The following is a 26,713-nucleotide window of genomic DNA, read 5'->3' on the forward strand; positions in this document are numbered from 1 at the left end:
TTTCTGTAGGTAACAGTGCAGACAAAAACAATGAATAAGCATAAATAACTTAGCTCTCAATAAAATAAAAAACACAACAAGTTAATTTCAGGCCAATAAAAACGGGACAAAAACATACCAATGCCAACTAATCAAAACACACATACACAGCCCACTATTCTTTGGCACGATTATGAAACCTGGGGGATATCACCAAAATTTGACAAACCCTCTCAGTTTGCCGGTATTCGCACAGATCTCGATTTAAATATTATTGGTGAGCCTGAAATGTTTTATTGCTCGCCACCCGCTGATTATCTGCCGCACCCTGAAGCTTGTTTAGTTACGGGTATTACCCCACAAAAGGCTTTGCGAGAAGGCTTAAGTGAGGCTGAATTTGCTGAGCGTATTCACCAACTATTTTCACAAGCTAACACTTGTGTAGCGGGCTACAACAGTATTCGCTTTGATGACGAGGTAACTCGCTACTTATTCTATCGCAACTTTTACGACCCTTACGCACGTGAGTGGCAAAATGGTAATAGCCGCTGGGACATTATAGATATGGTACGCGCTTGCTATGCCTTGCGCCCTGAAGGTATTGAATGGCCAACGGTTGAACGCGACGGCGAACAAGTGGTTAGTTTTCGTTTAGAGTTGCTAACAAAAGCGAATGGTATTGACCATGAAGCGGCGCATGATGCGATGAGTGACGTATATGCCACTATCGCTATGGCAAAGCTGATTAAAGAAAAGCAGCCAAAGTTATATGACTTTATCTTTAATTTGAAGAATAAGAAGCAAGTGGCTGAGCTAATTGATGTTTACCACATGACCCCTATTGTTCATACCTCAAGTAAAGTCTCTTCTTTACATGGTTGCACTAGCTGGTTTGCGCCGATTTGTTATCACCCTATTAATAAAAATGCCGTAATAGCGGTAGATTTAGCGCTTGACCCATCGCCGTTATTTGCACTGTCTAGTGCGGAGATAAAAGCACGTTTATATACCCGTTATGATGAATTAGCAGAAGATGAATTACCCATCCCCGTTAAGTTAATTCACTTAAATAAGTGCCCTATTGTCGCGCCAGCAAAAACCTTGTTACCTGAAAATGCCGAACGCTTAAACATTCCTCGCGAGCTTTGTTTAGAACATCTAAAAAGCCTTAAGCAACATACTGAACTTAGAGATAAATTAACCGATGTTTTTGCCAGTAATGACTTTGGTGATGAACCAGTAGAAGCTGAATTTGCCTTATATGGCGGAAAATTTTTCTCGCATGGCGACAAAGCGCAAATGGATATATTGCACCAACTAGCGCCAGAGCAATTAGGCACGCACCCTTTTCAGTTTCAAGATGAGCGATTAAATACCCTGTTGTTTAGTTATCGGGCGCGTAATTTTCCTTATACCCTAGACGACGGCGAGCAACAAAAGTGGCAGGCACATTGTCAAAATCGTCTTCAGTATGGCACTAAAGGTTTATTGAGCGCTGATGAGTATATGATGAAGTTGGAAAACTTGGCCTTTGAGCATGAAAACAACACTGAAAAAATGCAGTTATTAAAAGCCTTGTTTGAATATATCAGCAAATAATATTGCTTGAATTGATTATACCGGTTTTATTGATTAGCTGGCCTAGTTTATCCCCAGAAAAAATAGCCAAATTCAAGGCGTTTAGTTAATAACGCCTTGTGCTGATGGTTAGCTAAATAACGCTCTAGTGATAGTGCTAATGTTAGTGCTAGTGGCTTATTGAAACCAGGTAACATAATCAGCAAATGAGTGAGCTTGGTATTGTTTAATAAAAATAATTTAATGAAAATAATTCAATGGCTATACCCGCGCTACTTTTATCCTTTACTGGCATTCATGACTTAAACTGTAACTAACTCTTTAAATATAACAGCTTAATTTCGCTGATAGCTAAGCGGTTTAAAACCCAGTAAAATTTTGCTCCATACAACAACTATCGGCTAAAGCTAAGCGCTCTATATCTGCTATAAACGTTAACAAATTTAATTTTAATAGGTTGAACAATATGAAAAAAGTTTCTTTTATTGGTTTAGGTGTTATGGGTTTTCCTATGGCGGGCCATTTGCAAAAAGCGGGTTATGAGGTAACTGTTTATAATCGCACAACAACAAAAGCTCAACACTGGGTAGCGCAATACGGTGGAGCCATGGCTAGCACACCAGCAAAAGCGGTGAAAGACAGCGACATTGTTTTCGTTTGTGTCGGTAATGATGATGACTTACGCCAAGTGGTGTTAGGGCCAGATGGCGTATTTTCAGGCATGAAAACTCAGGCTATTCTTGTCGACCATACCACAGCGTCGGCCACGGTTGCTCGCGAACTCGCTGAACAAGCTACTAAGCTTAATCTAGGGTTTTTAGACGCGCCCGTATCAGGTGGCGAGGCTGGCGCTATTAATGGCCAATTATCAATTATGGTCGGCGGCGAGCAAGACACATACGCCGCAGCTGAAAGTGCTATGCAATGCTATGCCAAATTTAGTAAATTACTTGGGCCTGTCGGTAGCGGCCAATTGGCAAAAATGATGAACCAAATTTGTATCGCGGGTGTTATACAAGGTTTAGCTGAAGCTTTGCATTTTGGTCAAAACGCAGGGCTAGATTGCGAGCAGGTTGTTGAAGTGATCAGTCAGGGCGCTGCTGGGTCTTGGCAAATGGATAACCGCCATAAAAGCATGTTAAAAGGCGAATATGATTTTGGTTTTGCGGTTGACTGGATGAGAAAAGATCTCGACATTGCCCTGTCTGAGGCAAAAAATAATGGCTCTACCCTGCCATTAACCGCGCTAGTAGATCAATTTTATGCCGATGTACAAAAAAATGGTGGTAAACGCTGGGACACTTCAAGTTTATTGACCCGACTGTAATAACTGATCAAGCGATATTTTAACGCTAGGCGAAATTTCATAGGTAGTTTTACCCGTGATTTTCGTCTTTTTTAACTGTTTTATAAGAATAATACTCCCCCGCCCCAAGGGGGTCGCTTAGGCGAGATTTGCTACAAAAATAAGGGGTTCTTTAGATAGTTAGGTTATCTTCCTTTTACACCGCAAGCCCTGCGGAATAAAACCCAACTAAGATTTAAATTTTATCAGCTATTTAATGCCCGCTTGAATAAACGCTAAATATCAGCCGCTTGCTAGCTATTATTATTCACTCAATATAGTTACCTACTAGATGGAAGTGCTAACGCGTGAATCTTGTTAATTTCACGCGTGATTTTCGTCTTTTTTAGCGGTTTTATAAGCTATTGAGTGCCCGCTCGAACAAACGCTAAACATCAGCCGCTTGCTAGCTATTATTACCCGCTAAATATACTTGCCTGCTAGATGGAAATGCTGACGCGTGGATCTTGTTAATTTCACGCGTGATTTTCGTCTTTTTTAGCGGTTTTATAGCTATTGAGTACCCGCTTGAATAAACGCTAAATATCAGCCGCTTGCTAGCTATTATTATCTGCTAAATATACTTGCCTGCTAGATGGAAATGCTGACGCGTGGATCTTGTTAATTTCACGCCGATACCTTATTCTGTTTTCACATTGATCAGACCAGTTGAGTCTTATGACAAACACTATTTACACCTTTGGTGCCAACAATTATAAAAATGAAGCCGTTGATTTTACTAAATATCAAGGTAAAACCCTGTTGATCGTTAACACAGCTAGTGCTTGCGGCTTTACGCCACAATATGCAGGTTTAGAAACACTATATCAAGAATACAAAGACAAAGGCTTTGAAGTATTGGCTTTTCCTTGTAACCAATTTGGTAAACAAGAAAAAGCAGAGAACAGTGAAATTAAAAAGTTTTGCGATCTTAACTTTAAGATTTCATTCGACCTGTTCAGTAAAATAGAGGTTAATGGCGATAGTGCCCACCCGTTATATCAGCACCTAAAAAATGCAGCACCAGGGCTCTTAGGCAGCAAAAGCATCAAATGGAATTTCACAAAATTCTTGGTTAATAATCAAGGTAAAGTGATAAAACGTTATAGCCCCACCACTAAGCCCGCCGATATCGCCAGTGATATCGCGGCAATACTTTAATCAGTTTTAGTCGCCCAGAAAGACAGAGGCTAGCCTGAGAGACAAGTCTCAGGCAATTTTTGATTTTTTAATTTTTAATTTTTTGTAGGTCGGACTTTAGTCTGACAACGGTTAAATTTCATTTAACTTGATGGACTAAAGTCCAACCTACATAGGGCCTACATCGAACCTATATTGGGCTTACGTCGGGCTTAAGTTGAAGCTACATAGGCTCTGCGAATGACAGTCTCGCGTTGGGATATTTTTTTGTAGGTCGGACTTTAGTCCGTCAGCCGTTAAACAGGCAATTAACCTGATAGGTTAACAAACATCTGCAGCTAGCATTATTTTTTCACTCAGAACTTATACCAAACACGGTTAAATTTCATTTAACTTGATGGACTGAAGTCGACCCTACATAGGGCCTACATCTGACCTACATTGGGCTTACGCTGGGCTTAAGTTGAAGCTACATAGGCTCTGCGGATGATAATCTCGCGTTGGGAATTTTTTTTGTAGGTCGGACTTTAGTCCGTCAACCGTTAAACAGGCAATTGACGTGATGGGTTAACAAACATCTGCAGCTAGCATTATTTTTTCACTCTGAATTTATACCAAACACGGTTAAATTTCATTTAACTTGATGGACTGAAGTCCACCCTACATAGAGCCTACATCGAACCTACATTGGGCTTACGTCGGGCTTAAGTTGAAGCTACATAGGCTCTGCGAATGACAATTTAACGTTGGGATATTTTTTGTAGGTCGGACTTTAGTCTGACAACTGTTAAACAGGCAATTAACCTGATGGGTTAACAAACATCTGCAGCTAGCATTATTTTTTCACTCTGAATTTATACCAGAAACGGTTAAATTTCATTTAACTTGATGGACTGAAGTCCACCCTACATAGGGCCTAAATCTAACCTACATTGGGCTTACGCTGGGCTTAAGTTGAAGCTACATAGGCTCTGCGAATGACAGTCTCGCGTTGGGATATTTTTTGTAGGTCGGACTTTAGTCCGTCAACCGTTAAGCAGGCAATTAACCTGATGGGTTAACAAACAACTGCAGCATTATTTTTTCACTCTGAATTTATACCAGAAACGGTTAAATTTCATTTAACTTGATGGACTAAAGTCCACCCTACATAGGGCCTACATTCGGCTTACGTCGGGCTTAAGTTGAAGCTACATAGGCTCTGCGAATGATAATCTAGCGTTGGGCAATTTTTTGATTTTTTGTAGGTCGGACTTTAGTCTGACAACCGTTAAACAGGTAATTAACCTGATGGGTTAACAAACATCTGCAGCTAGTATTATTTTTTCACTCAGAATTTATACCAAACACGGTTAAATTTCATTTAACTTGATGGACTGAAGTCCACCCTACATAGAGCCTACATCGAACCTACATTGTGCTTACGCTGGGCTTAAGTTGAAGCTACATAGGCTCTGCGGATGATAATCTCGCGTTGGGCAATTTTTTAATTTTTTAATTTTTTGTAGGTCGGACTTTAGTCTGACAACCGTTAAACAGGTAATTGACGTGATGGGTTAACAAACATCTGCAGCTAGCATTATTTTTTCACTCTGAATTTATACCAAACACGGTTAAATTTCATTTAACTTGATGGACTAAAGTCCAACCTACATTGGCCCTACATCTAGCTTACGTTGAAGCTAGATAGGCTCTGTGGATGATAATCTGCCGGGCTAAACCCCGACCTCAACTATAATCTATACAAGATTTATTGGCCGCTAAAAATTAACTGGATCAATAAATTTTTAACGCGCTAGGTGGCCAACTGCAGATCGCGTAATTGAGTGATTTTATCTCGTACCGACGCGGCCAATTCAAACTCTAAGTTTTGGGCATGATTAAACATGGTTGTTTCTAGTTCTTTTACTTTTGCATCAATTTGTTTAGTTGAGAAAGTTTCATATTCTGACGCTGGCTCAGCGGCTTTTAATGCGGCTGCCGCACGAGTTTTGCCGCCATCAAGGTCCATTACATCAGAAATATTACGTCTAACGCCACGCGGGGTTATGTTGTTATCAAGATTGTATTGGTGCTGTTTAACGCGACGTCGGTCGGTTTCATCAATCGCTTTACGCATTGAGCCGGTAATGCGCCCAGCATATAGAATTGCTCGGCCATTAATATTACGTGCCGCTCGCCCAATGGTTTGAATAAGTGAGCGTTCTGAGCGCAAAAAGCCTTCTTTATCGGCATCTAGAATCGCGACTAGAGAAACTTCTGGCATATCTAAACCTTCACGCAGTAAGTTAATACCTACTAGCACATCAAACTTTCCTAAACGAAAATCTCGGATGATTTCTACTCGCTCAACTGTATCAACATCAGAATGTAAGTAACGCGCTTTAACTTGGTGTTCGTCTAAATAATCGGTGAGATCTTCCGCCATGCGTTTGGTTAATGTGGTGGCTAAAACTCTTTCATCAATTTTTACCCGTTTGCGAATTTCAGATAGTAAATCATCAACTTGCGTGTCAACGGGGCGAACTTCTATGATGGGATCAAGCAGTCCGGTGGGCCTAACGACTTGTTCAGCAATTTCACCTGCTGACTTTTCAAGTTCATAGTGACTTGGCGTTGCAGAAACGTAAATAGTTTGCGGCGACAGGGCTTCAAATTCTTCAAACTTCATTGGGCGATTATCAAGTGCCGAAGGTAATCTAAAGCCATATTCTACAAGGTTTTCTTTGCGCGAACGGTCACCTTTGTACATAGCACCAATTTGCGGCACGGTGACGTGTGACTCGTCAATAATCAGCAAGCCATCGCTGGGCAAGTAATCAAATAATGTTGGTGGTGCCTCTCCTGGTCCCCGGCCCGATAAATAGCGCGAGTAGTTTTCTATGCCGGAGCAATAACCCAGTTCGGTCATCATCTCAATATCAAATTGAGTACGTTGCACTATGCGCTGCTCTTCAATAAGTTTATTGTTATCTTTTAGTTGAGTCGCTCTGTCTTTTAATTCAATTTTTATTTTTTCAACCGCAGCCACTATTTTTTCGCGTGGTGTCGCGTAATGGGTTTTAGGATAAATAGTGACGCGAGCAACGGTGCGTTCAACAGCGCCGGTGAGTGGATCAAATATGCTAATGCGCTCAATTTCTTCATCAAATAATTCAATACGTAAGGCCATGCGGTCTGATTCAGCAGGGAAAACATCAATAACATCACCGCGCACACGATAAGTGGCGCGCTGAAATGCCATGTCATTACGTGCATATTGCAATTCAGCTAAGCGCCTTAAAATGTCACGCTGATTAATAATGTCGCCAACGCTGATATGCAACATCATTTTCAAGTAGGACTCGGGATCGCCCAAACCATAAATGGCTGAGACAGAGGCGATAATAATGACGTCTTTTCGCTCTAACAGTGATTTGGTTGCCGATAAGCGCATTTGCTCAATATGTTCATTGATCGAGGCATCTTTTTCGATAAAAGTATCAGTGGTTGGCACATAGGCTTCTGGTTGATAGTAGTCATAGTAAGAAACAAAATATTCTACGGCGTTATCAGGGAAAAAATCTTTCATTTCACCGTATAATTGTGCCGCCAAGGTTTTATTTGGCGCTAGCATCATGGTGGGACGATTCAGCTTTTCGATAACATTGGCTATGGTATAAGTTTTACCTGAGCCGGTTACCCCTAATAAGGTTTGATGTGCTAAACCTGATTCAATACCATCAAGCAATTTTGCGATCGCCGTAGGTTGATCGCCACTGGGAGTATAATCTGAATGTATTTTTAACGCTTTCATTAAGTAATAACCTCTGCCGTGACCCGATCTTTTTCACATTGCTTGTTAAACAAGCCATAAGAAATAGCCGCCATCACTACATTTCCAAGTAAAGCTCCGATAAAAAAGCCTTCTATACCAAACCACAAACTACCCATATAAGCTAACGGCACATAACAAATAAATAAACGAATAACACTTAACACCAGCGCCACCATAGGCTTATGCAGTGCGTTAAATGATGAGTTGGTTAAAATAATAACGCCTTGAAAACCATAGCCTAATGGTAAAATCCAAATAAAAAGTTTAATAATATCGGCAACCGCTTGCTCTTTAGAGAACACGTCGGCAATAAACGGCGCGGCTAACACGAGCACAACATAAACAAGCACCTGAAAGCCTAAAACAAATTTGATTGAGGTTTTGTAGCCCTCTTCAACACGCTTCATCTTGCCGGCACCCAAGTTTTGGCTAATAAAGGGCGGTAATGTCATCGACAGCGCTAACACCACTAAACAGGCAATAGATTCAATTCTTGACCCCACCCCAAAAGCAGCTACGGCTGATGCGCCATAGTTAGCTACAATCGCGGTTAACACGGCCGAAGCCGCCGGTGTTAACATATTTGCGCCCGCGGCAGGTAAGCCAATATGTAAAATATCACGTGCCGAATAAATAAAGTCTTTAACGGCCATTAAATGGCGGTGAATTAAATCGCGTTTAACCGCTAAAATATATAAAACATAGCCTAAACCGAATAACCAAGATATTAAGGTAGCAATGGCTGCACCTTCAATACCCATAGCGGGTACGGGCCCAAAACCAAAAATAAAAATAGGATCTAATACGGCATTGATTAAGCCGGCGCTACCCATAATGATACTGGGTGTTTTGGTATCGCCATCAGCACGCAAAATAGCGTTACCTATCATAGGGCCAATTAAACAAATACACCCTAAAAACCAGAGGTCCATATATTGATGGATTAAGGGTAGCAGTGCTTCGCTAGCCCCTAAAAGTAAAAAGGTTTCATCAATCAGCAAATAACCGATAACGGCTAGCATACCAACAATGATTGCTGACAAATATAATGCGCTGGTTGCTAGGTTTTTTGCCGTCGCTTTGTCACCTTTACCCAGCGCTTTTGCAATAACGGCTGAGGTACCTATCCCTAAGCCTATAGTGAGACTGATCACGGTAAAGGTAATAGGAAAAGTAAAACTAATTGCGGCTAAAGGCTCTGTGCCCAATAACCCGACAAAAAAGGTATCAACTAAGTTAAAGGTCATCAATAAAATCAGGCCATAGATCATCGGCACTGTCATTGTTTTTAACGTTGGACCTACGGGGTCTTTAAGTAGATTTATTTGGTGAATAGTTTTAGTCCTAATCATTAATTTTTGAACGTAAGTGATGAACCGAATTCACCTGCCATTGTAAAAGATCGCGATCGGTCTCGCTACGTATATATTTTATTAGTGATAATAATGTGACAACTTGAAGAAAAAATAATATAGCTGAAATAAAATAGACTACGCTGCTCTTTGAAAAAAACACCATAAATGTATAAAACATCACTCTTGAACAAAAAACACACGAACATGAGCAAAAACACGACAATATCACACTAACTACTTGTTATTAATTAATATTTAAAGTTAGTCTTAAAAATCTCTATTTGGCTACAAGCCGCATTCTACCGTTTGCCTTACGTAAACGTACACTTTAACCCACATAGTTATCCACAGATAAAGTGGATAACTCTATTTTTAGTTGTTATTTTTAGTGCTGAGCATTTATTCGTCATAAAATGCAGGAATGTTATCAACAACGCCTGCAATTTGAGCAAACGAGCAATAAAATGATTTTTTTCGAACTTTTGTGTTGACAGTATGACATGCGGCCTTTAATATTCGGCCCCGTTAGCCAGTAGCGGCTTTCAAAACAATTCCTCAATAGCTCAGTTGGTAGAGCAACGGACTGTTAATCCGTTTGTCCTTGGTTCAAGTCCAAGTTGAGGAGCCAAATTAAGAAGTAGTGGTTTTTATTTTAATATAAAAACGGCTATATTAGAAAGTAGTAGAAGCACAATTCCTCAATAGCTCAGTTGGTAGAGCAACGGACTGTTAATCCGTTTGTCCTTGGTTCAAGTCCAAGTTGAGGAGCCACATTAAGATGTAATGGCTAGTCGTGATATTGCTAGCGGTTATATTAGCAAGTATAGTAGAAAGAACAATTCCTCAATAGCTCAGTTGGTAGAGCAACGGACTGTTAATCCGTTTGTCCTTGGTTCAAGTCCAAGTTGAGGAGCCACATTAAAGAACCTGCTTTTTTAAGCAGGTTTTTTTTCGTCTTGAATTTGATGAATGAACATCCATCAAAAAATCAGTTGGTAGAACAACGGACTGTGCTCGTGATAATAAACCATTGTTTTGTGTTTTTTTTTGCTTTTTTTTGTGCTTTTTTTGTAGGTCGGACTTTAGTCCGACAACCGTTAAGCGAGTGATTAATGCTATAGGCCAAAAACATCAGCAGCCGGTATTATTTTTCTTAATAAGTCTTAATACCAAAAGCCGTTAAATTTCATTTAACTTGATGGACTAAAGTCCACCCTACATTAACCCCACATAAATTTTACGGCTGTTCATCTAGCACTGGTCAATTTTTTGTAATTTCTTTGTAGGTCGGACTTTAGTCCGACAACCGTTAAGCGAGTGATTAATGCTATAGGCCAAAAAAAATCAGCAGCCGTATTATTTTTCTTAATAAGTCTTAATACCAAAAGCCGTTAAATTTCATTTAACTTGATGGACTGAAGTCCACCCTACATTAACCCCATATAAAGTTTATCGTTGTTCATGTAGCACTGGTCAATTTTTTGTAATTTCTTTGTAGGTCGGACTTTAGTCCGACAACCGTTAAGCGAGTGATTAATGCTATAGGCCAAAAACATCAGCAGCCGTATTATTTTTCTTAATGAGTCTTAATACCAAAAGCCGTTAAATTTCATTTAACTTGATGGACTAAAGTCCACCCTACATTAACCCAGATAAAGTTTACGCGTGTTTATCTGGCGCTTAGCGCTGCGTAATTTTTTTGTGATTGTTTTTTTTGATTTATATTTAGAAGATTTATTTCAAAAGGGCTAGTTTTTCATCTAGCCCTGTATTGATATTTTAAGCTTAATAACTTATTTCATCATGGCATCGCGAGCGACTTTAAACTCACTGCCTTCACGCCAATTTGGCCAGTCTTTGGTGTTGCTTAACATATAGCCGGTTTCAAAGAAGACTTGCAGCTCTGCGATCATGCCCTGCCAGCCCCAGTTTTCATTGTATTCGTCACAGGTTTGGTGATAACACTTAGCGACTAAAGCAGACACTTGCTCACCAATGGCTTTTTGCTCGGCATTAAGCCAAGTAGAGCCACCACCAGCACTTAGTGCCGGTACGCCTTTCTTTGCCAAACTAAAGTGGTCTGAACGATAATAGTAGCCACGTTCAGGGGTTTGCTCAGGTGTTAGAATACGGCCTTGGCTTTTAGCCGCTTTTGCTAAGTAATCTTCAAGTGCCGACTTACCAAAACCGACGACAGTTAAGTCAGTTTTCAAGCCTGAAATGTCTAAACTGTCCATGTTGATCAAACCTACGACTTTATTTAATGGCATGGTTGGGTGGTTGGCAAAATAACGTGAGCCTAAACGCCCTTGCTCTTCAGCTGTTGCCGCCATAAAAGTTACTGAGCGTTCAGGGGCTTTGTCTAACGCTTTATAGGCTTTAGCAATATGCATTAAACCTGCTGTACCTGTTGCGTTGTCATGTGCTCCATTAAAGTAAAGCGTTTTACCGTCAATAACGGTAGAGCCTAGGTGATCCCAATGTCCCATATAGATCACATGTTCATCAGGGCTCGTGCGACCTGGAATTGTCGCGATAACATTATTAGATACGGAGGCTGTAATCGTATTGTTAACTTTGATGTTAGCGTTTAGTTTAAGTGGTACCGCTTGAAATTTATTCGACAATGCTTGGGCTTTTAAGGTATTAAAATCTAAACCAGCTTTCGCCATTAACTCGTGTGCTTTGTCTGTGCTGATCCACATTTCAACATCAACAACGGCTTCATTCACTTCTTTAGCTGGTAGATGGTATTGCGCGCCAGTCCAGCTGCTTTCGATAACATTCCAACCGTAACTAGCCGGTTTGGTTTCATGCACTATAATAGCGCCAGCAGCGCCTTGACGGGCCGCTTCTTCATATTTATAAGTCCAACGCCCGTAATAGGTCATGGTATTGCCATCAAACAGTGCGGGGTCTTGTGTGGCATAACCTGGGTCGTTAACTAGAACTACAACCGTCTTTCCTTTGACATCAATATTTTTATAATCATTCCATTGATACTCAGGTGCGTTGATGCCGTAACCAACGAAAACTAACTCAGAGTTTTCAAGGCTAATTTGTTCACGTGTTTGACGTGAGCTAGCCACATAGTTTTTAGGAAAATCAAAGGCTATATCGGCAATGGTGAGTGTGCCAACTGGCTCACTCACTATACTATTCATCGGTACCGCTTGAAGATAACTGTCGCCATTACCAGGCGTTAAACCTAGTTTTTTGAATCTCGAAATCAACATGTTGGTGGTTAATATTTCGCCTTCAGTTGATGGCTCACGGCCTGCAAATTTATCTGAAGATAATGTTTTTACATCAGCTTTTATCGCGTTAATATCAAACGATTGATACGCTGCAATGAAATTATCCTGAGCACAAGCACTCATCGACAGTAATAAGGCGCCAGCACCTAGCAGTATTTGCTGACGTTTTTCACGAATATAACTCAACTTAATTCTCCTAAAGTTTATTCACCACAGTTTAAAAGTCATAAAATTAATGGTGAATTTAAATCACCTATCAGACTAACGGTATTCCTCACAAAACGCTAGAAATACCCAATTAATACAAGGTACTTGTTACAATAGTCATGAAAAATCAAGGGACAGGCTTCAGTTACTCAGCCATTATTTCAAACGCGTTAACTAGCTGATTAAGTGTAGAAAAGGTAACTTTATTTAGCGGGTGTTCAGTGGTTATTTAAGTTGTGGTTATTTACCAGGCCAAGGTATTAATCTGCCGTGAATGCTGATTAAACGCCGCTATTTTAAACACGGCTATAGGAAGGTTAACTTGATATGTTATTGGCTTTATAAAGACAGTGGCAAGAAGCGATAAATTTACGCACTATAGATACTAACTAATAGGGACGTTAACGAATAGCCCAAAATTTAATCTCTTGCTCGGTCAAAAAATCTTCCGCCTGCGGCCCTTGCATTAAGGCTAATGTGGCTAATATTCCGGCTTGAATACATTGTGGTGCAACTACCGTAATAGAGCGTGGCGCTTGCACAACTGGCCAACCGGTTTTTGCATTTAAAATATGGCTATAACGAACGTTATCTTTGAATAAAAAGCGCTTTGCGTCACCGCTAGTGGCTAATGCGCCCTTTAACAAACTCACCACCATAGGCTTGCGTTCAATAAAACCTGGGTGCTCAATACCTACTTGCCATGGCACATTGGTTTTACGGGGTTTATTAGCGGCTAAATCTCCGCCTAAATTAACCAGTAGCGGTAATTGAGTAAATTCGTTAGCAATGATCATCGCTCTGTCTACTGCGTATTCTTTACCAATGCCGCCAAAGTCTACTTCCATATTGTCTGGCATAATTATTTGCTGTTCATCAAAAACAATTTTATGCCAGCCGATATTTTCTAAGCTTTTTTGTACATCGCTGTCATGAGGAATATTGTCGCTACCATCAAATTGCCAAACTTGCCGTAATACCCCGGATGTTATGTCAAAAACACCATCGCTGAGTTGATAACAAGTATCAGCAAAGTTTAATAACAAGTAGGTTTCTTGATCGATAGCTAACGCCTGACCGCCACTATTATTTATAGCGGAACAAACACTGCTGGCTTGATAACGTGAATATTTATCTTCAATGCGCCATACTTCATCAGCAATAAGCTTACCTAAGGTCAATGCAAGTTTGTTATCTTTGCTAGCCACTAGTACTTCACAAGGACTGGCCATGGCATCAAAACGCAGACAATGACCGTCGTCAGTTGCTGTAATTTCAACTTGTCTAACTGGCTTTTTCTTCAAGTGTTCTCCAATTTTTACCGCTATTTTATTTTTTTCAACGCGTCCCTGCGTATCTAAGAAAAATTAAGCAAAGTTAAGTGAAGTTAAAATGAATAGCTAACTTGAGCGATAATCGCGTCTACACTTTCATATAAATCAACTTCTGCTAGCGCACCCGGTGCTTGAACGCCTGAATTTTTAGGGTCTTGTCGATAATACTCTAACCTAAAAGACAAGTCATTACCGCCGCTAAGCTTCATACCGTACTTCACCCCTAAGGTGTATGCGCTCATTTCTCCAATCCGATAATCTGCACTAGCAAACTCCGGAACGGCATTCGATTTTGCTAAAAATGGTTGATAAAAGTCAGCAGCACTTTGTTGATAAAATCTAAAGTGAGGCTCGATATAACTATTACGAGACAGTGGTATTCTCAACCTTGAATCAATAGTATGAGAGTCTATTGCCCAGTCATCCCACATATAACGATAAGAGATATCAATAACGTTTTGTTCAAAGTGATATTTAGTTTGTGCAAATACACTTTGCTTAACACGACTGTCAGGCCGGTTTTCATAAAGATAGTCTTGCGCAATACCTTCGCTATTGACCAAACTTAACATTTTAAAAGGGTCGCTTAAATAACCATCAACTTTTGAGTAAGAGTAATTAAACTGGGTGATCATGCGACGATTGATAACTTGTGTAAAACCAAACATGATATCTGCCGTAGTTTTGTCGTCACTATCTGTTCTGCGCGTAGCATTAAAAGCCGTTTTACCCGCGCTATTTACTGTCTCATCTTCACCCTCTTCGTCGTTGCCATATTCGTCGTCATCGTCGTCGTCATAAGCCAATGGCATTGATGCAAAGGCTAATGGAATACCGCCTTCTGGTGTAAATGTGTCTTGAAAGTAACTTAACCCTACTGAAAATGTTGAGTTTTTATTATTAAAGTCATACGCAAGGTTGCCATTAACCCCTAGTGATAAATAATCATATTCTTTTGAAAGATGAACACCTGCACTACCGGTATAGTTTTCTGCTAACGGCTGAGTCCATTGGGCATTTAGCTGTACGCGAGTATCTTTAAATGTGTCGTCTAACGGGGTTTTACCCGCTTGCGTTTGATAACTTCCCTCGCCTGAAGGTCGGGTAAATGTTTGCACATTCGGTTGTGCCGCTGCGCCAGTAGCCGAGGCACCAGTGAGTGAATCTATGGTTAACTTTAGATTCAACACTTCTTCATTTTCAAAAGTTTTTTGAGCGCTTATCACCGCTTCGGCGGCTGAAACGCGATCGCTTTCACTATAATATAAAAATGCACTCTCAAAATCCCAAGAAGATTCTTGCTGTGCTTTTGCAGGCGTAGTCGTTTCATCTGCTGCATTGGCAATAACAGGTAATGTGCCTAATAACGCTGAGGTAGCAAGAGTCAATGCTGCCTTAATGTTTATTGGCGCCTTTTTGTGATTTAATTGCATCCACAACCTCCGCCACCAAAACCTTTACCACCACTTGACGCTTCTTTGCTGAAATAGATATGATCATCAAGTGCAGAATCTATCGCTGAAGAGGTTAATGCCATTTCTTCTTTCGCTAATAAATCACGTTCCCATGGCTGTACGCCTAATGATGAACAGCCACTTACTAAAAAGATTGCCGCTGACAATAACGAACACTTAATTATTTGCGAAGGTAAATCCGCATTAAAGTAATTTTTTTTGACCTGAAATATTTTCATCAATCTACTCCCTATTTAACTGCTAATAACGCCATTAATTGCGTTTCGTAAAGCTTTACTTTATTGGTAAAAAATCCTGTATGTGCCTGCTGCACGTTACCCTGCTTGTCAATTAATAAGCTACTTGGCATACCTTGAATATTAAATTGTTGCGCGATATCACCTTCGGGATCATAGATAACTAAAAAGTTTGCTGGGTTGTCTAACAAAAATTCTGTTGCTAATGTTTTATCGGCATCAAGATTAACACTAATGATGACAAAACCCTGATCACGATATTTTTGCTGCATTTCGTTCATCCAAGGAAATGACTTACGACATGGCCCACACCAAGAAGCCCAGAAATCAAGATAAACGACTTGTCCTCGGTGTTCGGCTAATGTTTGCTGCAACTTAGTTTCTGGTATCGATATCGCCTGAGTATTTTTAACTAGCAACAAGGAGAGTAATAACGCCAATACGGCAAAAGTGTTAAATAATTTTGGTAAAATTTTTGGCATAAACAGTAAAATTCATTCGTCTAGTATTAAGGCCGCAATCATATTTTATTTTTCTTAAGGAATCCTTAAGGTTTAATAAAAATATTGGATATAAGTTTTCTCTAATGACAAAGTTACGTTATTATCGCCGACATATTTACTTATCCTTTTTTACTGGAAGTTATCATCTTGATTGATATCACCCTGCTTAGTTTATTTATCCCAACATTTTTTATTGTTAGCTTAACGCCAGGTATGTGCATGACATTAGCCATGAGCTTAGGGATTACCATCGGGGTGAGAAAAACATTATGGATGATGTATGGGGAGTTACTAGGTGTTGCTACTGTAGCGGTTGCCTCTGTATTAGGTGTTGCGACGATAATGACTAAGTTCCCAGAACTATTTCAGGCGTTTAAAATAATGGGGGCATTATATTTATTATATGTTGGTATTAATATGTGCCGAGCTAAAGGCAAACTTTTGACCAATTCAAATCAACACCAACAAGTCATTAAAAAGCGCAGCTTATTTCAACAAGGATTTTTTACTGCCATAGCCAATCCAAAAGGTTGGGCATTTATGATTTCGCTATTACCCCCTTTTATTAGCAAAACCCTGCCATTGGCACCACAATTAAGCATTTTAGTGGCGGTAATATTAATATCAGAATTTGTTTGTATGACCCTATACGCCACTGGTGGCAAGACTCTTGGTAAGCTATTAACCCAAAGAAACAATGTACAACTGCTTAATAGAATATCAGGCTGTTTAATGATATTAGTGGCTATTTGGTTAGCCATGAGCTGATATAAGTTAAACTAAGCTTTTGCACTTAACAGTAATACAAGATAACAGTAAGACAAAGCTTATGATTCGGGTATCAATTCACTGGCAAATGTTTAAAGTGGATGACTAGCTAATGATGACTTGTAGTGGCATAGACTAATTTTATTACGTTATTGCCAGCGGTGAGGCCTTGTAACAAAATCTGCGTACAACAAGATCACCGACTAAATAAAACGAATATGATTGTAGAATTTTTAACTTCGGTAACTCGCCACAGTTAACATTTTTGTATAGGTTTTTTGTTCCACTGTGGTAAAGGTTAACCATATGCGCCATGTCATTTCCTCAGCGGAACAACTACCAACGAGTACCTCGGTTTTAAACACTTGTTTACTCGCTGTTTCACTCTCAAATGTACTATCAAATGTACTATCAAATTCATTATCTATCTTTAACTGAGTTATATCCATTTTCTCTGGTTTTACATTATCTAACTTTTTGTTATTCATTTTATTGTTTGGAAAATCCTCTTCAATAAACAAAGGTATTTTCCCCATATACATGTTAACACCTTCAAGATAACCACTAACGCTGGTCAGTGCTTGTGGACCTTGATAATTCAGCACCATATTAAATTCCTGTTCAGCAACTATTCTATCAACAGTGAATAAGACTTGAACTTGCCCTCCTGCTAAGTCAAATTGACATTGGCTTTGCTGAGCAATGCACTGTGCAGTGCGTATACTCTGAACATCGACTGTTGTGTTACCCTTATCTTGGGGACTACAAGCGGTTAATAAAATGGCTAACCATGTTAATAAAATGCCGCGCGCTAATTTTTTGGAAATATTCATTAAATACTATAAAAGAAAGATATTTGTTGGTCATGATACACAAACCTGGCTGATATTTATCGCTTTTTTATTTGCTTTTATTTAATGCGTCATAGCAAATTTTCAGCAAAAAACGCAGAGTTCACTTTTGCTATGATCTTACACAAGATTAACCCCGTAATACTTAGTAATTAAAGTAAGATCAATGACAAAATAACAACATGGGCTTAACTATTATTAAAGTGCCTTGGTATTAAAGTTACTTTGGTGATTTTTTTAGTTTTCAACAGAAAATGTTCAGCCAGATACTTCCTAAATTAAACCCAGTGTCTAGTGTTAAATAGTTTAAAAAGCGTATCATGTAGTTAACTTTTCGATCTTGGCCAAACGTATCTGCCAATATTATTGAGTTACCATCATTTATCTTTAATTTAATCGTGTAAATATTAACCTTAGATTAATTAATTCTTTCCGCTAAATTAGCCCAATTTAACTGGTATCTTTTTGCTAATAAAAAAACGAGTAAAAAAATTAATCAGCACTTGCTTATTAATTTATTGAACAATATTGCAGCAACATAGTTTTTTTGTTGATTTAAATCAAGATTTACGGTTGATTTATAGCATGGGCGAAAGGTAAAATTGCAGGTAACATAGCTTCTCAGCATTTTTCATGAAAAAGTTTATTTTTTACAGAAAATTGCAAAATTTAACTTAGTAACGGAACAATAAAAATGACAACAACGCTTGAACATCCGTCATATAACTTCAATGTGGTGCGTCAATTCACCGTAATGACAGTTATTTGGGGGATCTTTGGTACGGCATTAGGTGTACTTATTGCCGCGCAATTAATTTGGCCTGCACTAAATTTTGAAACACCCTGGCTAACCTATTCTCGTCTTCGTCCACTGCATACCAATGTGGTAATTTTTGCTTTTGGCACCAGTGCACTTTTCGCTACTTCATATTATGTTGTTCAGCGCACCTGTAAATCAGTTTTGTTTGGGGGCAAGTTAGTCGCCTTTACCTTTTGGGGCTGGCAAGCTGTTATTGTGCTTGCCATTATCACTTTACCTATGGGTTACACTTCAAGTAAGGAGTATGCCGAATTAGAATGGCCAATTGACATTTTAATTGCTGTGGTGTGGATTAGTTACGCCATTGTGTTTTTTGGCACCTTAGTCAAACGTAAGACATCTCACATCTATGTTGCAAACTGGTTCTTTGGTGGTTTTATTCTCACGGTAGCCGTGTTGCACATCGGAAATAGCATGGTTATTCCGGTGTCGATGTTTAAGTCCTACTCAATATACTCTGGCGCTATCGATGCTATGATGCAGTGGTGGTATGGACACAATGCCGTAGGCTTCCTACTGACGGCTGGTTTCTTGGGTATGATGTATTACTTCGTACCAAAACAAGCTGAACGTCCAGTTTATTCTTACCGTTTGTCAATTGTTCATTTTTGGGCATTAATTTCATTGTACATTTGGGCAGGTCCTCATCACTTACATTACACTGCACTACCTGATTGGGCTCAGTCAGTAGGTATGGTGATGTCAATCGTATTATTCTTACCTTCTTGGGGTGGTATGATTAACGGCATTATGACGCTCTCTGGTGCGTGGCATAAACTTCGCTACGACCCTATTTTGCGCTTCTTAATTGTTTCATTATCCTTTTACGGTATGTCTACCTTTGAAGGCCCTATGATGGCTATTAAATCGGTGAATGCATTATCCCATTACACAGATTGGACTATAGGTCATGTACATTCAGGTGCTTTAGGTTGGGTTGCTATGGTGACAATTGGCGCTATGTACCACTTAATTCCCGTGTTATTTAATCAAGGTCGCATGTACAGCACTAGGTTGATCAACGTGCATTTCTGGTTACACACATCAGGTATCGTTTTGTACATAGTAGCTATGTGGATTTCGGGTGTCATGCAAGGGTTAATGTGGAGAGCTGTTAACACTGATGGTACGTTAACTTATAGCTTTGTTGAAAGTTTAGTTGCCTCTAAACCTTTCTACTTTATGCGTTTTGTTGGTGGTGTATTGGTTGTTGTTGGTTTCTTATTGATGGCTTATAACATGTACAAAACAGTCTATGCTAAAGACAATAGTCTTAAGCCAATTGAAATAAGTTAGGGAGCCGACAATGAAAAATAAACATGAAAAATTTGAAAAAAATGTTGGTCTGTTTGCTATTTTTACTATTCTTGCAATCAGTATCGGTGGTTTAGTTGAAATTACGCCGTTGTTCTTTCAAAAAGCCACCACAACACCAGTTGATAACCTAAGACCTTATACCGCTTTAGAGATGGAAGGTCGTGATATTTATATTCGCGAAGGTTGCAATGTTTGTCACAGCCAAATGATACGCCCTTTTCGTGCTGAAACTGAGCGTTACGGTCACTACTCTGTTGCTGGTGAAGGCGTATGGGAACATCCATTTTTATGGGGTTCTAAACGAACAGGCCCTGATTTAGCTCGTGTTGGTGGTCGTTACAGCGACGATTGGCATCTTGCGCATTTACTTGACCCTCGTTCAGTTGTGCCTGAGTCAAATATGCCTTCGTTTAAATGGTTAGCTGAAAATACGCTTGACGGCGAATTAACGGAGAAGAAATTATCAACATTTAATTTCTTGACCCGTAATCGTAGCCATAAAGACGAGCAAGGTAATGCTATTCCGCTTTACTCTGAAGCTGAACTTGCTAATGCAAAAAATTCAGTTGCAGGTAAAACAGAGATGACGGCATTAATTGCATATTTACAATCTCTAGGTCATGCACTGAAATGATAACTATAGACTACGGCACACTTAGAGGGCTAGTTGCCCTATTAATATTGGCATTATTTATTGTCATTGTGGTTTGGTCGTATTCAAAAAAACGCAAATCAGCGTTTGATGAAGCGGCAAATTCAATTTTTGAAGAAGATACTGAAACTGAAACTGAATTAAAGCACTCTGACAAAAATAACAAACAGGAGACTAATAACAATGTCTAGCTTCTGGAGTATTTGGATTACCGTTCTTACCTTGGGTACATTAGTGGGTTGTTATCTACTATTGAACTATTGCTTAAAGAACTTTGCAGACGTTGAAGAAGGTGAGCCTACGGGCCATGTCTTTGACGGTATTGAAGAATTGAACAACCCATTACCGAAATGGTGGAGTACTTTCTTCTTGTTAACCATTATCTGGGGTTTTGGCTATTTACTGCTTTATCCGGGTTTAGGTAACTTTCAAGGCCTATTAGGTTGGAAGAGCTCTAACCAAGGCATTTTAAATTTATCAGAATCAAAAGCAAGCATTGCTAATGCGAAAGCAGCGGGCATGTTAGTACAGTACGACCGAGAAGTTGCTGCTGCAGGTGAAAAATATGGGCCTATTTTTGATGCCTACGCAGAGCGTAAAATTATTGACTTAGCAACCGCTAATGATGATGAAGCAACGTCTGCACGTAAAGTTGGACAACGCTTGTATTTACAAAACTGTTCCCAGTGTCATGGTTCTGATGCAGGTGGTGCTACTGGCTTTCCTAATCTAGCTGATAAAGATTGGTTATACGGTGGCTCACCTGAAATGATCAAAGCTACTCTCATCCATGGCCGTAAGGCAAATGGCATGATAGCTTGGAGTGCAGCATTAGGCGGCGAAAAAGGTGTTAAAGAAGTTACCGCCTATGTCTTGAGTTTAAGTGGTCGTGAAGTTGACACAAAAGCAGCAGAAGCAGGTAAAGTTAAATTTGCCATGTGTGCGGCTTGTCACGGTAGCGAAGGCAAAGGTAGTGATGCAATGGGTATTGCATTAGGTGCACCTAACTTAACAGATAATATTTGGTTATATGGTGGTTCGCCGCGTGCTGTTGAAATGTCAATTGCTAATGGTCGTGCTGGTGTAATGCCGGCTTGGGATAAAATCCTAGGTGAACAAAAAATTCATGTCATTAGTGCTTATATTTATAGCTTATCGCAAGAGTAAAAATCAAAATAATCATTAAATACAAAGCCTTGGAACTGTAATGTACTGAGGCTTTTTTTATTTAAAAATATTAAAGTTCACTAGATTAGCGCTTTTTTAATAGTTACCACTTACAAATAGTCGTATAATATTCACTCTCTCAGCAAAGAAGAAACTTTCATGAAAACATCTTGGTACCGAGAACCTTGGGCATGGTTTGTATTTATATTGCCTTTTACCGTGGTAGTTGCCGGCATTGCCACGTTCATTATTGCCAATACTAATCCTGACACTTTGGTCGTTGGAGATTATTATAAAAAAGGTAAAGCGATTAACCTTGAATTGGGTAAAATTAAACAAGCGCAAAAGCTTGGGATGGACTTTGGTTTAAAACTTGTTGACGATCAGCTCATTATTCGCCCAACAGGTATAGAAAAAGAATTTCCTTTACTCAATGTCAATTTCTATCACCCAACCCTAGCGGATAGAGATTTCTCTTTAGTATTAACACCTGACGGCAACGGTAACTTTACCCACATTTTTGAAGCTGATAAAAATGTGTCCGGTAAATGGCAGGTAACCATCACTCCGTTTGAAAATCACTGGAAAATTCAAGCCGTGATCACCCTACCTCAATCCGATTTTATTGCGATATCACCGGACACAGCCCAAGCAAATTAATGAGCCAAGCTTAATGAACCTAGACTGTTTTCATTGCGGTGAGACCGTACCCAATGGCATTAATTTAACCACGAGTATTGAAAATATTAACCAACCTATGTGCTGCATAGGTTGCCAAGCGGTAGCACAAACTATTGTCGACAACAATTTAACTGACTATTACCGTTTTCGCAGTGCGCCAGCGCAAAAAGGCGAAGTATTAATACCTGAACAACTGCAACGCAATAAAATTCTTGATGATGAAAGCTTACAAAACGAGTTTGCTTATTATCATGATGGCTTTAAAGAAACTATATTAACCATTGAAGGTATAAGTTGCTCAGCATGTGCTTGGTTAATAGAAATGCAAATCAGAAAAATCGATGGCATTAATAAAATTAATGTTAACGCCACAACACAAAGAGCAACAGTCCAATGGCAAGAAAACCAAATTAAACTCAGTGAGATACTGAGTTTAATTGATAAAATTGGCTATCACGCCCTCCCCTTTAAAGCCAGTACAGCTGAAAAGGCCAATAAAAAACAAGCAAAAAACTTTATTAAACGCTTAGGTATTTCAGGCATTTTAATGATGCAAGTAATGATGATCGCGTTTGGTTTATACTTTGGTGCTTTTGCCGATATGGCTGAGTACAATGTACAGTATTTGCGCTGGGCTAGCCTTTTCTTAACCCTACCCATTGTTAGCTATGGCGCCTTCCCGTTTTATAAAAGTGCTTTTTTTGCTTTGAAAGCGCGACAACTTTCAATGGATGTACCTGTCTCTATTGCGATTAGCTTGGCTTTTCTTGCTAGCGTTTGGGCAACATTTACTCAACAAGGTGAAGTGTATTTCGAGTCAGTGTCCATGTTTACCTTCTTATTACTGATTGGTAAGTTTCTAGAATTTAGGGCCCGCAGCCGCGCTGCTGACATTTCGGCAAATTTATTAAAATTAATGCCGATGACCGCCACTAAAATTGAAAAGGGCATTGAACGTTTTATCTCAGCAGCACATTTAAAAGCGGATGATATTATTTTAATAAAACCCGGTGAAACCATACCCGCAGATTGCGAAATAATAACGGGTACTAGCCAAATCAATGAAGCCATGCTCTCTGGTGAGCAACTGCCATTGCATAAAACAACACTAGATAATCTTTATGCCGGTACTATAAATGGTGATGGTAATTTAACAGCAAAAGTTAACCACAGTAACCAAGAATCATTTTTAAGCCAATTAATTCGCTTAAGTGAGAGTGCCCAAAGCCATAAACCTAAATTGGCGCAATTGTCAGATAAAATTGCCCAATATTTTGTTGCTCTTATCCTAGTTGTTGCCATTGTTACCGCAATATATTGGTCTCAACATCAACCAGCAGAAGCGTTTTGGATCACCTTATCTGTTTTAGTGGTAACTTGTCCCTGTGCTTTGTCATTAGCAACACCTACGGCATTAACTTGTGCAACTACTCGCCTTAACCGTGAAGGGATCATGATTAAATCAGCACATGTACTAGAAACTATGCCTGAAATTGAGGTGATGGCTTTTGATAAAACTGGCACTTTAACGACGGGTGAATTTACCATTACAGAAGTCAAAACTTATGGCGCATTTGCAGATAAAAACGCTCCGGATGGGCAACAACAAGTGTTAGCTATTGCGGCGGCCTTAGAAGCACACTCTGCTCACCCCCTAGCAAAAGCCTTTAGCCCGTTTCGTGATTTTAGCCAAACAACAACTCAAGTGGTGGTTGCGCCAGGTGCCGGTATTTCTGGTGAGGTTAATAACCAGCATTACAGAATTGGTAAAAACTCATGGCTACTCAGTCATAATGACAACAGTGCGCACAGTGCGCAGTGCGTATTAATGCAAGATGATAAGTTAGTTGCTGAATTTTATTTACATGATGGCCTGCGTGAAGATGCTAAAGCATTAATTGATTTTTTACATCATGAAAACATTAAAACTGTTATGTTATCGGGTGATCACCGACAAGGCTGTAATAAATTACAAGCAAAGCTGCAACTTAATAGCGTACAAGCAGATTTAACTGCACAAGACAAAGTCAATGCTATTAAACTACAGCAAGCCTCACATGCTGTAGCTATGATAGGTGATGGCGTAAACGATACTCCAGTATTGGGCGCGGCGCATTTGTCCATTGCCATGGGCAGTGGTACTGATATTGCTAAAAGCGGTGCGGATGTGATATTACTGAACAATAAACTCAAAGGTGTGCAAACACTGCGACAGGTATCCTTAAGTACTGCGCGAATTATAAAGCAAAATTACCTTTGGGCTTTTAGTTATAATGCCATTGTATTGCCATTAGCGGTTATGGGCTATATAGCGCCATATATGGCAGTCATTGGTATGTCGGCCAGTTCAATATTAGTGGTAAGTAATTCTTTAAGGTTATTAAAAAAATGAGTGTGATATACGTATTAATTCCTATTGCTATTTTACTTACCGCTATTGGTATTTATCTCTTTTTTTGGGCGGTAAAAACTGAGCAATTTGATGATTTAGAAAAGCAAGGCATGAGCATTTTATTTGAAGATGATAATGATAAAAAAAGCATTCATCAAAGCAATAATGCTACGCCAATAAAAAAACAGATAGACAAAAAAAACACCTCACAAGAGCAAGCAGACGCACAGGTAAAAAAATAGTCTATGAGCCTTGATTTTTTCTCCGCATTTATCATCGGATTATTAGGCTCAGGCCATTGTATAGTCATGTGTGGTGGCATCAGCACCATGCTGACGACGGCGATTTCTGATACCTCTCGGCATAAAAAATACGCAATTATATTGGCCTATAACTTTGGTCGTATCGCCTCTTATAGTCTTATTGGCGCTCTCGTCGCATTCACCAGTTCAATGGCGACCAAAAATATCGGCGTACCTGTTTCACTGTTAAAAACTGTTGCGGGTGTTTTTCTTATCTTATTAGGTTTGTATTTAGGCCAGTGGTTTATGTGGTTAAGCCGCGTTGAACATTTAGGCAAGAATATTTGGCGCTACATAGCACCACAAACTAAAAAATTTATTCCCATTAAAAACGTAAAAAGTGCTTTCGCTTTAGGCGCACTCTGGGGCTGGTTACCTTGTGGCTTGGTATATTCTACACTAACTTGGGCATTGGCTAGTGCCGATCCCCTTGATGGTGCCTTAATCATGTTTTTCTTTGGACTAGGCACCTTACCTGCTTTACTTTCAGTATCACTAGGTACTATAAGTATTAAATCATTATTGAGTCATACACTATTTAGAAAGATGGCAGCCAGCTTAGTGATTTCATACGGCATCTATACTATACTAATTTCATATATATAACGTACCTGATATGGACATTATATATATATAAAATCATGGAAAAATTCATGGGTACATCATGAAAAATTTTAAAGGATATTATGAATTATAAATCATGCACTATTCATCAACATATTCACTGCCAAAACTGTAGTCTTAGTGAATTATGTTTACCCTTTTCCCTCAATGATAAAGAGTTAGAATCTTTAGACAATATTATCGACCGTAAGCTGCCGATCCATAAAGGCGAGCAAATATTTAACGATGGTCAACCCATGCATGCGCTTTACGCCATCCGTTCGGGTACATTTAAAACCTACACCATTAATAAACACGGTGAAGAACAGATTACTGGCTTTCATTTAGCGGGTGATTTACTTGGCTTTGATGCTATTGCTAATGCTGAACATCCAAGTTTCGCTAAAGCGCTAGAAACCTCAATGGTTTGTGAGATCCCTTATAATACGCTCGATAATTTATCGAACAGCATGCCAAAATTAAAAAAACAAATTTTGCGTATGATGAGTACTGAGATCCGTGAAGATCAAGAGATGCTAACATTACTTAATCGTAAAAATGCCGAGCAACGACTAGCAACATTTATCAGTACCTTAAGTATTCGTTACCATGCCCGTGGTTTATCTCCATCTGAGTTTCGTTTATCTATGACTCGCAGTGATATTGGTAACTATATTGGTTTAACGGTTGAGACCATCAGCCGTTTGCTTAACCGTTTTCATAAAAATGGTTTAATTGCCGTTGATGGTAAACTCATTACTATTCTAAGTTTCGACAAATTAAACGAATGTGCCGCACTTTAATGTAACGCTAACACCTGCTTTTCTACATTGCCTTATTAAGGTATTTCACGCTATGGTTAGCGTGAAATATTATTTATCGTCGACAGCATAATAATTTGATTTAAGACAACTATTATTGCTTCAAAGTAGAC

The 26,713-nt window shown here is 39.3% G+C and carries 21 protein-coding genes and 3 tRNA genes; 16 read left to right on the forward strand and 8 right to left on the reverse strand.

The features are described from left to right. The first annotated feature begins 120 nt into the window (after window positions 1-120). The 3 genes from sbcB (at window position 121) to H4J59_RS01980 (ending at window position 4,063) form a co-directional block, all read left to right on the forward strand. Window positions 121-1,578, forward strand: a complete 1,458-nt coding sequence (sbcB, locus tag H4J59_RS01970) for an exodeoxyribonuclease I (RefSeq protein WP_182236390.1) — start codon at window positions 121-123, stop codon at window positions 1,576-1,578. Window positions 1,579-2,023: 445 nt separating this feature from the next. Further along, the gene (locus H4J59_RS01975; RefSeq protein WP_182236392.1) at window positions 2,024-2,884 is read left to right on the forward strand and encodes an NAD(P)-dependent oxidoreductase; all 861 of its coding nucleotides are present in this window, start codon (window positions 2,024-2,026) and stop codon (window positions 2,882-2,884) included. A gap of 696 nt (window positions 2,885-3,580) precedes the next feature. Continuing rightward, on the forward strand, window positions 3,581-4,063 hold the full coding sequence (locus tag H4J59_RS01980; RefSeq protein ID WP_182236394.1) for a glutathione peroxidase: 483 nt from the start codon (window positions 3,581-3,583) through the stop codon (window positions 4,061-4,063). A gap of 1,774 nt (window positions 4,064-5,837) precedes the next feature. Here the strand turns inward: H4J59_RS01980 and uvrB are convergent. Beyond that, window positions 5,838-7,838 (reverse strand): excinuclease ABC subunit UvrB, encoded by a 2,001-nt coding sequence (gene uvrB / locus H4J59_RS01985; RefSeq protein WP_182236396.1) that lies wholly within the window; start codon window positions 7,836-7,838, stop codon window positions 5,838-5,840. Beyond that, window positions 7,838-9,211 (reverse strand): MATE family efflux transporter, encoded by a 1,374-nt coding sequence (locus tag H4J59_RS01990; protein ID WP_182236398.1) that lies wholly within the window; start codon window positions 9,209-9,211, stop codon window positions 7,838-7,840. The genes uvrB and H4J59_RS01990 overlap by 1 nt, the downstream gene beginning before the upstream one ends. A gap of 555 nt (window positions 9,212-9,766) precedes the next feature. Here H4J59_RS01990 and H4J59_RS01995 point away from each other — a divergent pair. From H4J59_RS01995 to H4J59_RS02005, 3 genes are all read left to right on the forward strand, one after another. Then, window positions 9,767-9,842: transfer RNA gene (locus H4J59_RS01995), tRNA-Asn, on the forward strand. 67 nt (window positions 9,843-9,909) lie between these two features. Next, window positions 9,910-9,985 (forward strand) — tRNA-Asn (locus tag H4J59_RS02000). A gap of 69 nt (window positions 9,986-10,054) precedes the next feature. Further along, window positions 10,055-10,130: transfer RNA gene (locus H4J59_RS02005), tRNA-Asn, on the forward strand. 877 nt (window positions 10,131-11,007) lie between these two features. On the opposite strand, the gene H4J59_RS02010 is transcribed toward H4J59_RS02005, so the two are convergent. The 5 genes from H4J59_RS02010 to H4J59_RS02030 all read right to left on the reverse strand — a co-directional run bounded on the left by H4J59_RS02010 (window position 11,008) and on the right by H4J59_RS02030 (window position 16,205). After that, window positions 11,008-12,594: a M28 family metallopeptidase gene (locus H4J59_RS02010; protein WP_182236467.1), complete on the reverse strand. Its 1,587-nt coding sequence runs from the start codon at window positions 12,592-12,594 to the stop codon at window positions 11,008-11,010. Window positions 12,595-13,079: 485 nt separating this feature from the next. Next, entirely contained in the window at window positions 13,080-13,982 is a 903-nt protein-coding gene (locus H4J59_RS02015) for an FAD:protein FMN transferase (protein WP_259369353.1), read from the reverse strand. Window positions 13,983-14,065: 83 nt separating this feature from the next. Further along, a complete protein-coding gene (locus H4J59_RS02020; RefSeq protein ID WP_182236400.1) occupies window positions 14,066-15,445 on the reverse strand; it encodes a DUF3570 domain-containing protein in 1,380 nt (459 codons plus the stop codon). Continuing rightward, the gene (locus H4J59_RS02025; RefSeq protein WP_182236402.1) at window positions 15,436-15,705 is read right to left on the reverse strand and encodes a DUF4266 domain-containing protein; all 270 of its coding nucleotides are present in this window, start codon (window positions 15,703-15,705) and stop codon (window positions 15,436-15,438) included. Before H4J59_RS02025 ends, H4J59_RS02020 begins: the two co-directional genes overlap by 10 nt. Before the next feature lie 11 nt (window positions 15,706-15,716). Beyond that, window positions 15,717-16,205 (reverse strand): TlpA disulfide reductase family protein, encoded by a 489-nt coding sequence (locus H4J59_RS02030; protein WP_182236404.1) that lies wholly within the window; start codon window positions 16,203-16,205, stop codon window positions 15,717-15,719. A 168-nt stretch (window positions 16,206-16,373) separates the two neighbouring features. Here H4J59_RS02030 and H4J59_RS02035 point away from each other — a divergent pair, with 168 nt between their 5' ends. Further along, window positions 16,374-16,994 carry a LysE family translocator gene (locus H4J59_RS02035; RefSeq protein WP_182236406.1) on the forward strand — a complete coding sequence of 207 codons (621 nt, stop codon included), beginning with the start codon at window positions 16,374-16,376 and terminating at the stop codon, window positions 16,992-16,994. Between the two features lie 233 nt (window positions 16,995-17,227). Here H4J59_RS02035 and H4J59_RS02040 read toward each other — a convergent pair whose 3' ends face one another. Continuing rightward, window positions 17,228-17,827, reverse strand: coding sequence for a hypothetical protein (locus H4J59_RS02040; protein ID WP_182236408.1), 600 nt, complete (start codon window positions 17,825-17,827; stop codon window positions 17,228-17,230). A gap of 712 nt (window positions 17,828-18,539) precedes the next feature. Between H4J59_RS02040 and ccoN the strand changes: the two genes are divergently transcribed. The 9 genes from ccoN to fnr all read left to right on the forward strand — a co-directional run bounded on the left by ccoN (window position 18,540) and on the right by fnr (window position 26,582). After that, window positions 18,540-19,961, forward strand: coding sequence for a cytochrome-c oxidase, cbb3-type subunit I (ccoN, locus tag H4J59_RS02045; RefSeq protein ID WP_182236410.1), 1,422 nt, complete (start codon window positions 18,540-18,542; stop codon window positions 19,959-19,961). A 10-nt stretch (window positions 19,962-19,971) separates the two neighbouring features. Continuing rightward, complete coding sequence (gene ccoO / locus H4J59_RS02050; RefSeq protein ID WP_182236412.1) at window positions 19,972-20,616, forward strand: cytochrome-c oxidase, cbb3-type subunit II; 645 nt, start codon at window positions 19,972-19,974, stop codon at window positions 20,614-20,616. Then, window positions 20,613-20,825 (forward strand): cbb3-type cytochrome c oxidase subunit 3, encoded by a 213-nt coding sequence (locus H4J59_RS02055; RefSeq protein WP_220469693.1) that lies wholly within the window; start codon window positions 20,613-20,615, stop codon window positions 20,823-20,825. Before ccoO ends, H4J59_RS02055 begins: the two co-directional genes overlap by 4 nt. Beyond that, window positions 20,818-21,801 (forward strand): cytochrome-c oxidase, cbb3-type subunit III, encoded by a 984-nt coding sequence (gene ccoP, locus H4J59_RS02060; protein WP_182236414.1) that lies wholly within the window; start codon window positions 20,818-20,820, stop codon window positions 21,799-21,801. Before H4J59_RS02055 ends, ccoP begins: the two co-directional genes overlap by 8 nt. A 159-nt stretch (window positions 21,802-21,960) precedes the next feature. Next, a complete protein-coding gene (locus H4J59_RS02065; protein ID WP_182236416.1) occupies window positions 21,961-22,461 on the forward strand; it encodes a FixH family protein in 501 nt (166 codons plus the stop codon). 13 nt (window positions 22,462-22,474) lie between these two features. Continuing rightward, entirely contained in the window at window positions 22,475-24,874 is a 2,400-nt protein-coding gene (locus H4J59_RS02070) for a heavy metal translocating P-type ATPase (RefSeq protein WP_182236418.1), read from the forward strand. Continuing rightward, window positions 24,871-25,116, forward strand: coding sequence for a cbb3-type cytochrome oxidase assembly protein CcoS (gene ccoS / locus H4J59_RS02075; RefSeq protein ID WP_182236420.1), 246 nt, complete (start codon window positions 24,871-24,873; stop codon window positions 25,114-25,116). The genes H4J59_RS02070 and ccoS overlap by 4 nt, the downstream gene beginning before the upstream one ends. A gap of 3 nt (window positions 25,117-25,119) precedes the next feature. Next, on the forward strand, window positions 25,120-25,782 hold the full coding sequence (locus H4J59_RS02080) for a sulfite exporter TauE/SafE family protein (protein WP_182236422.1): 663 nt from the start codon (window positions 25,120-25,122) through the stop codon (window positions 25,780-25,782). An 80-nt stretch (window positions 25,783-25,862) separates the two neighbouring features. Further along, the gene (gene fnr, locus H4J59_RS02085) at window positions 25,863-26,582 is read left to right on the forward strand and encodes a fumarate/nitrate reduction transcriptional regulator Fnr (RefSeq protein ID WP_182236424.1); all 720 of its coding nucleotides are present in this window, start codon (window positions 25,863-25,865) and stop codon (window positions 26,580-26,582) included. Window positions 26,583-26,713 lie beyond the last annotated feature (131 nt).

The sequence above is a fragment of the Colwellia sp. MB02u-10 genome (assembly GCF_014077185.1).
Taxonomy (GTDB): Bacteria; Pseudomonadota; Gammaproteobacteria; order Enterobacterales; family Alteromonadaceae; genus Cognaticolwellia.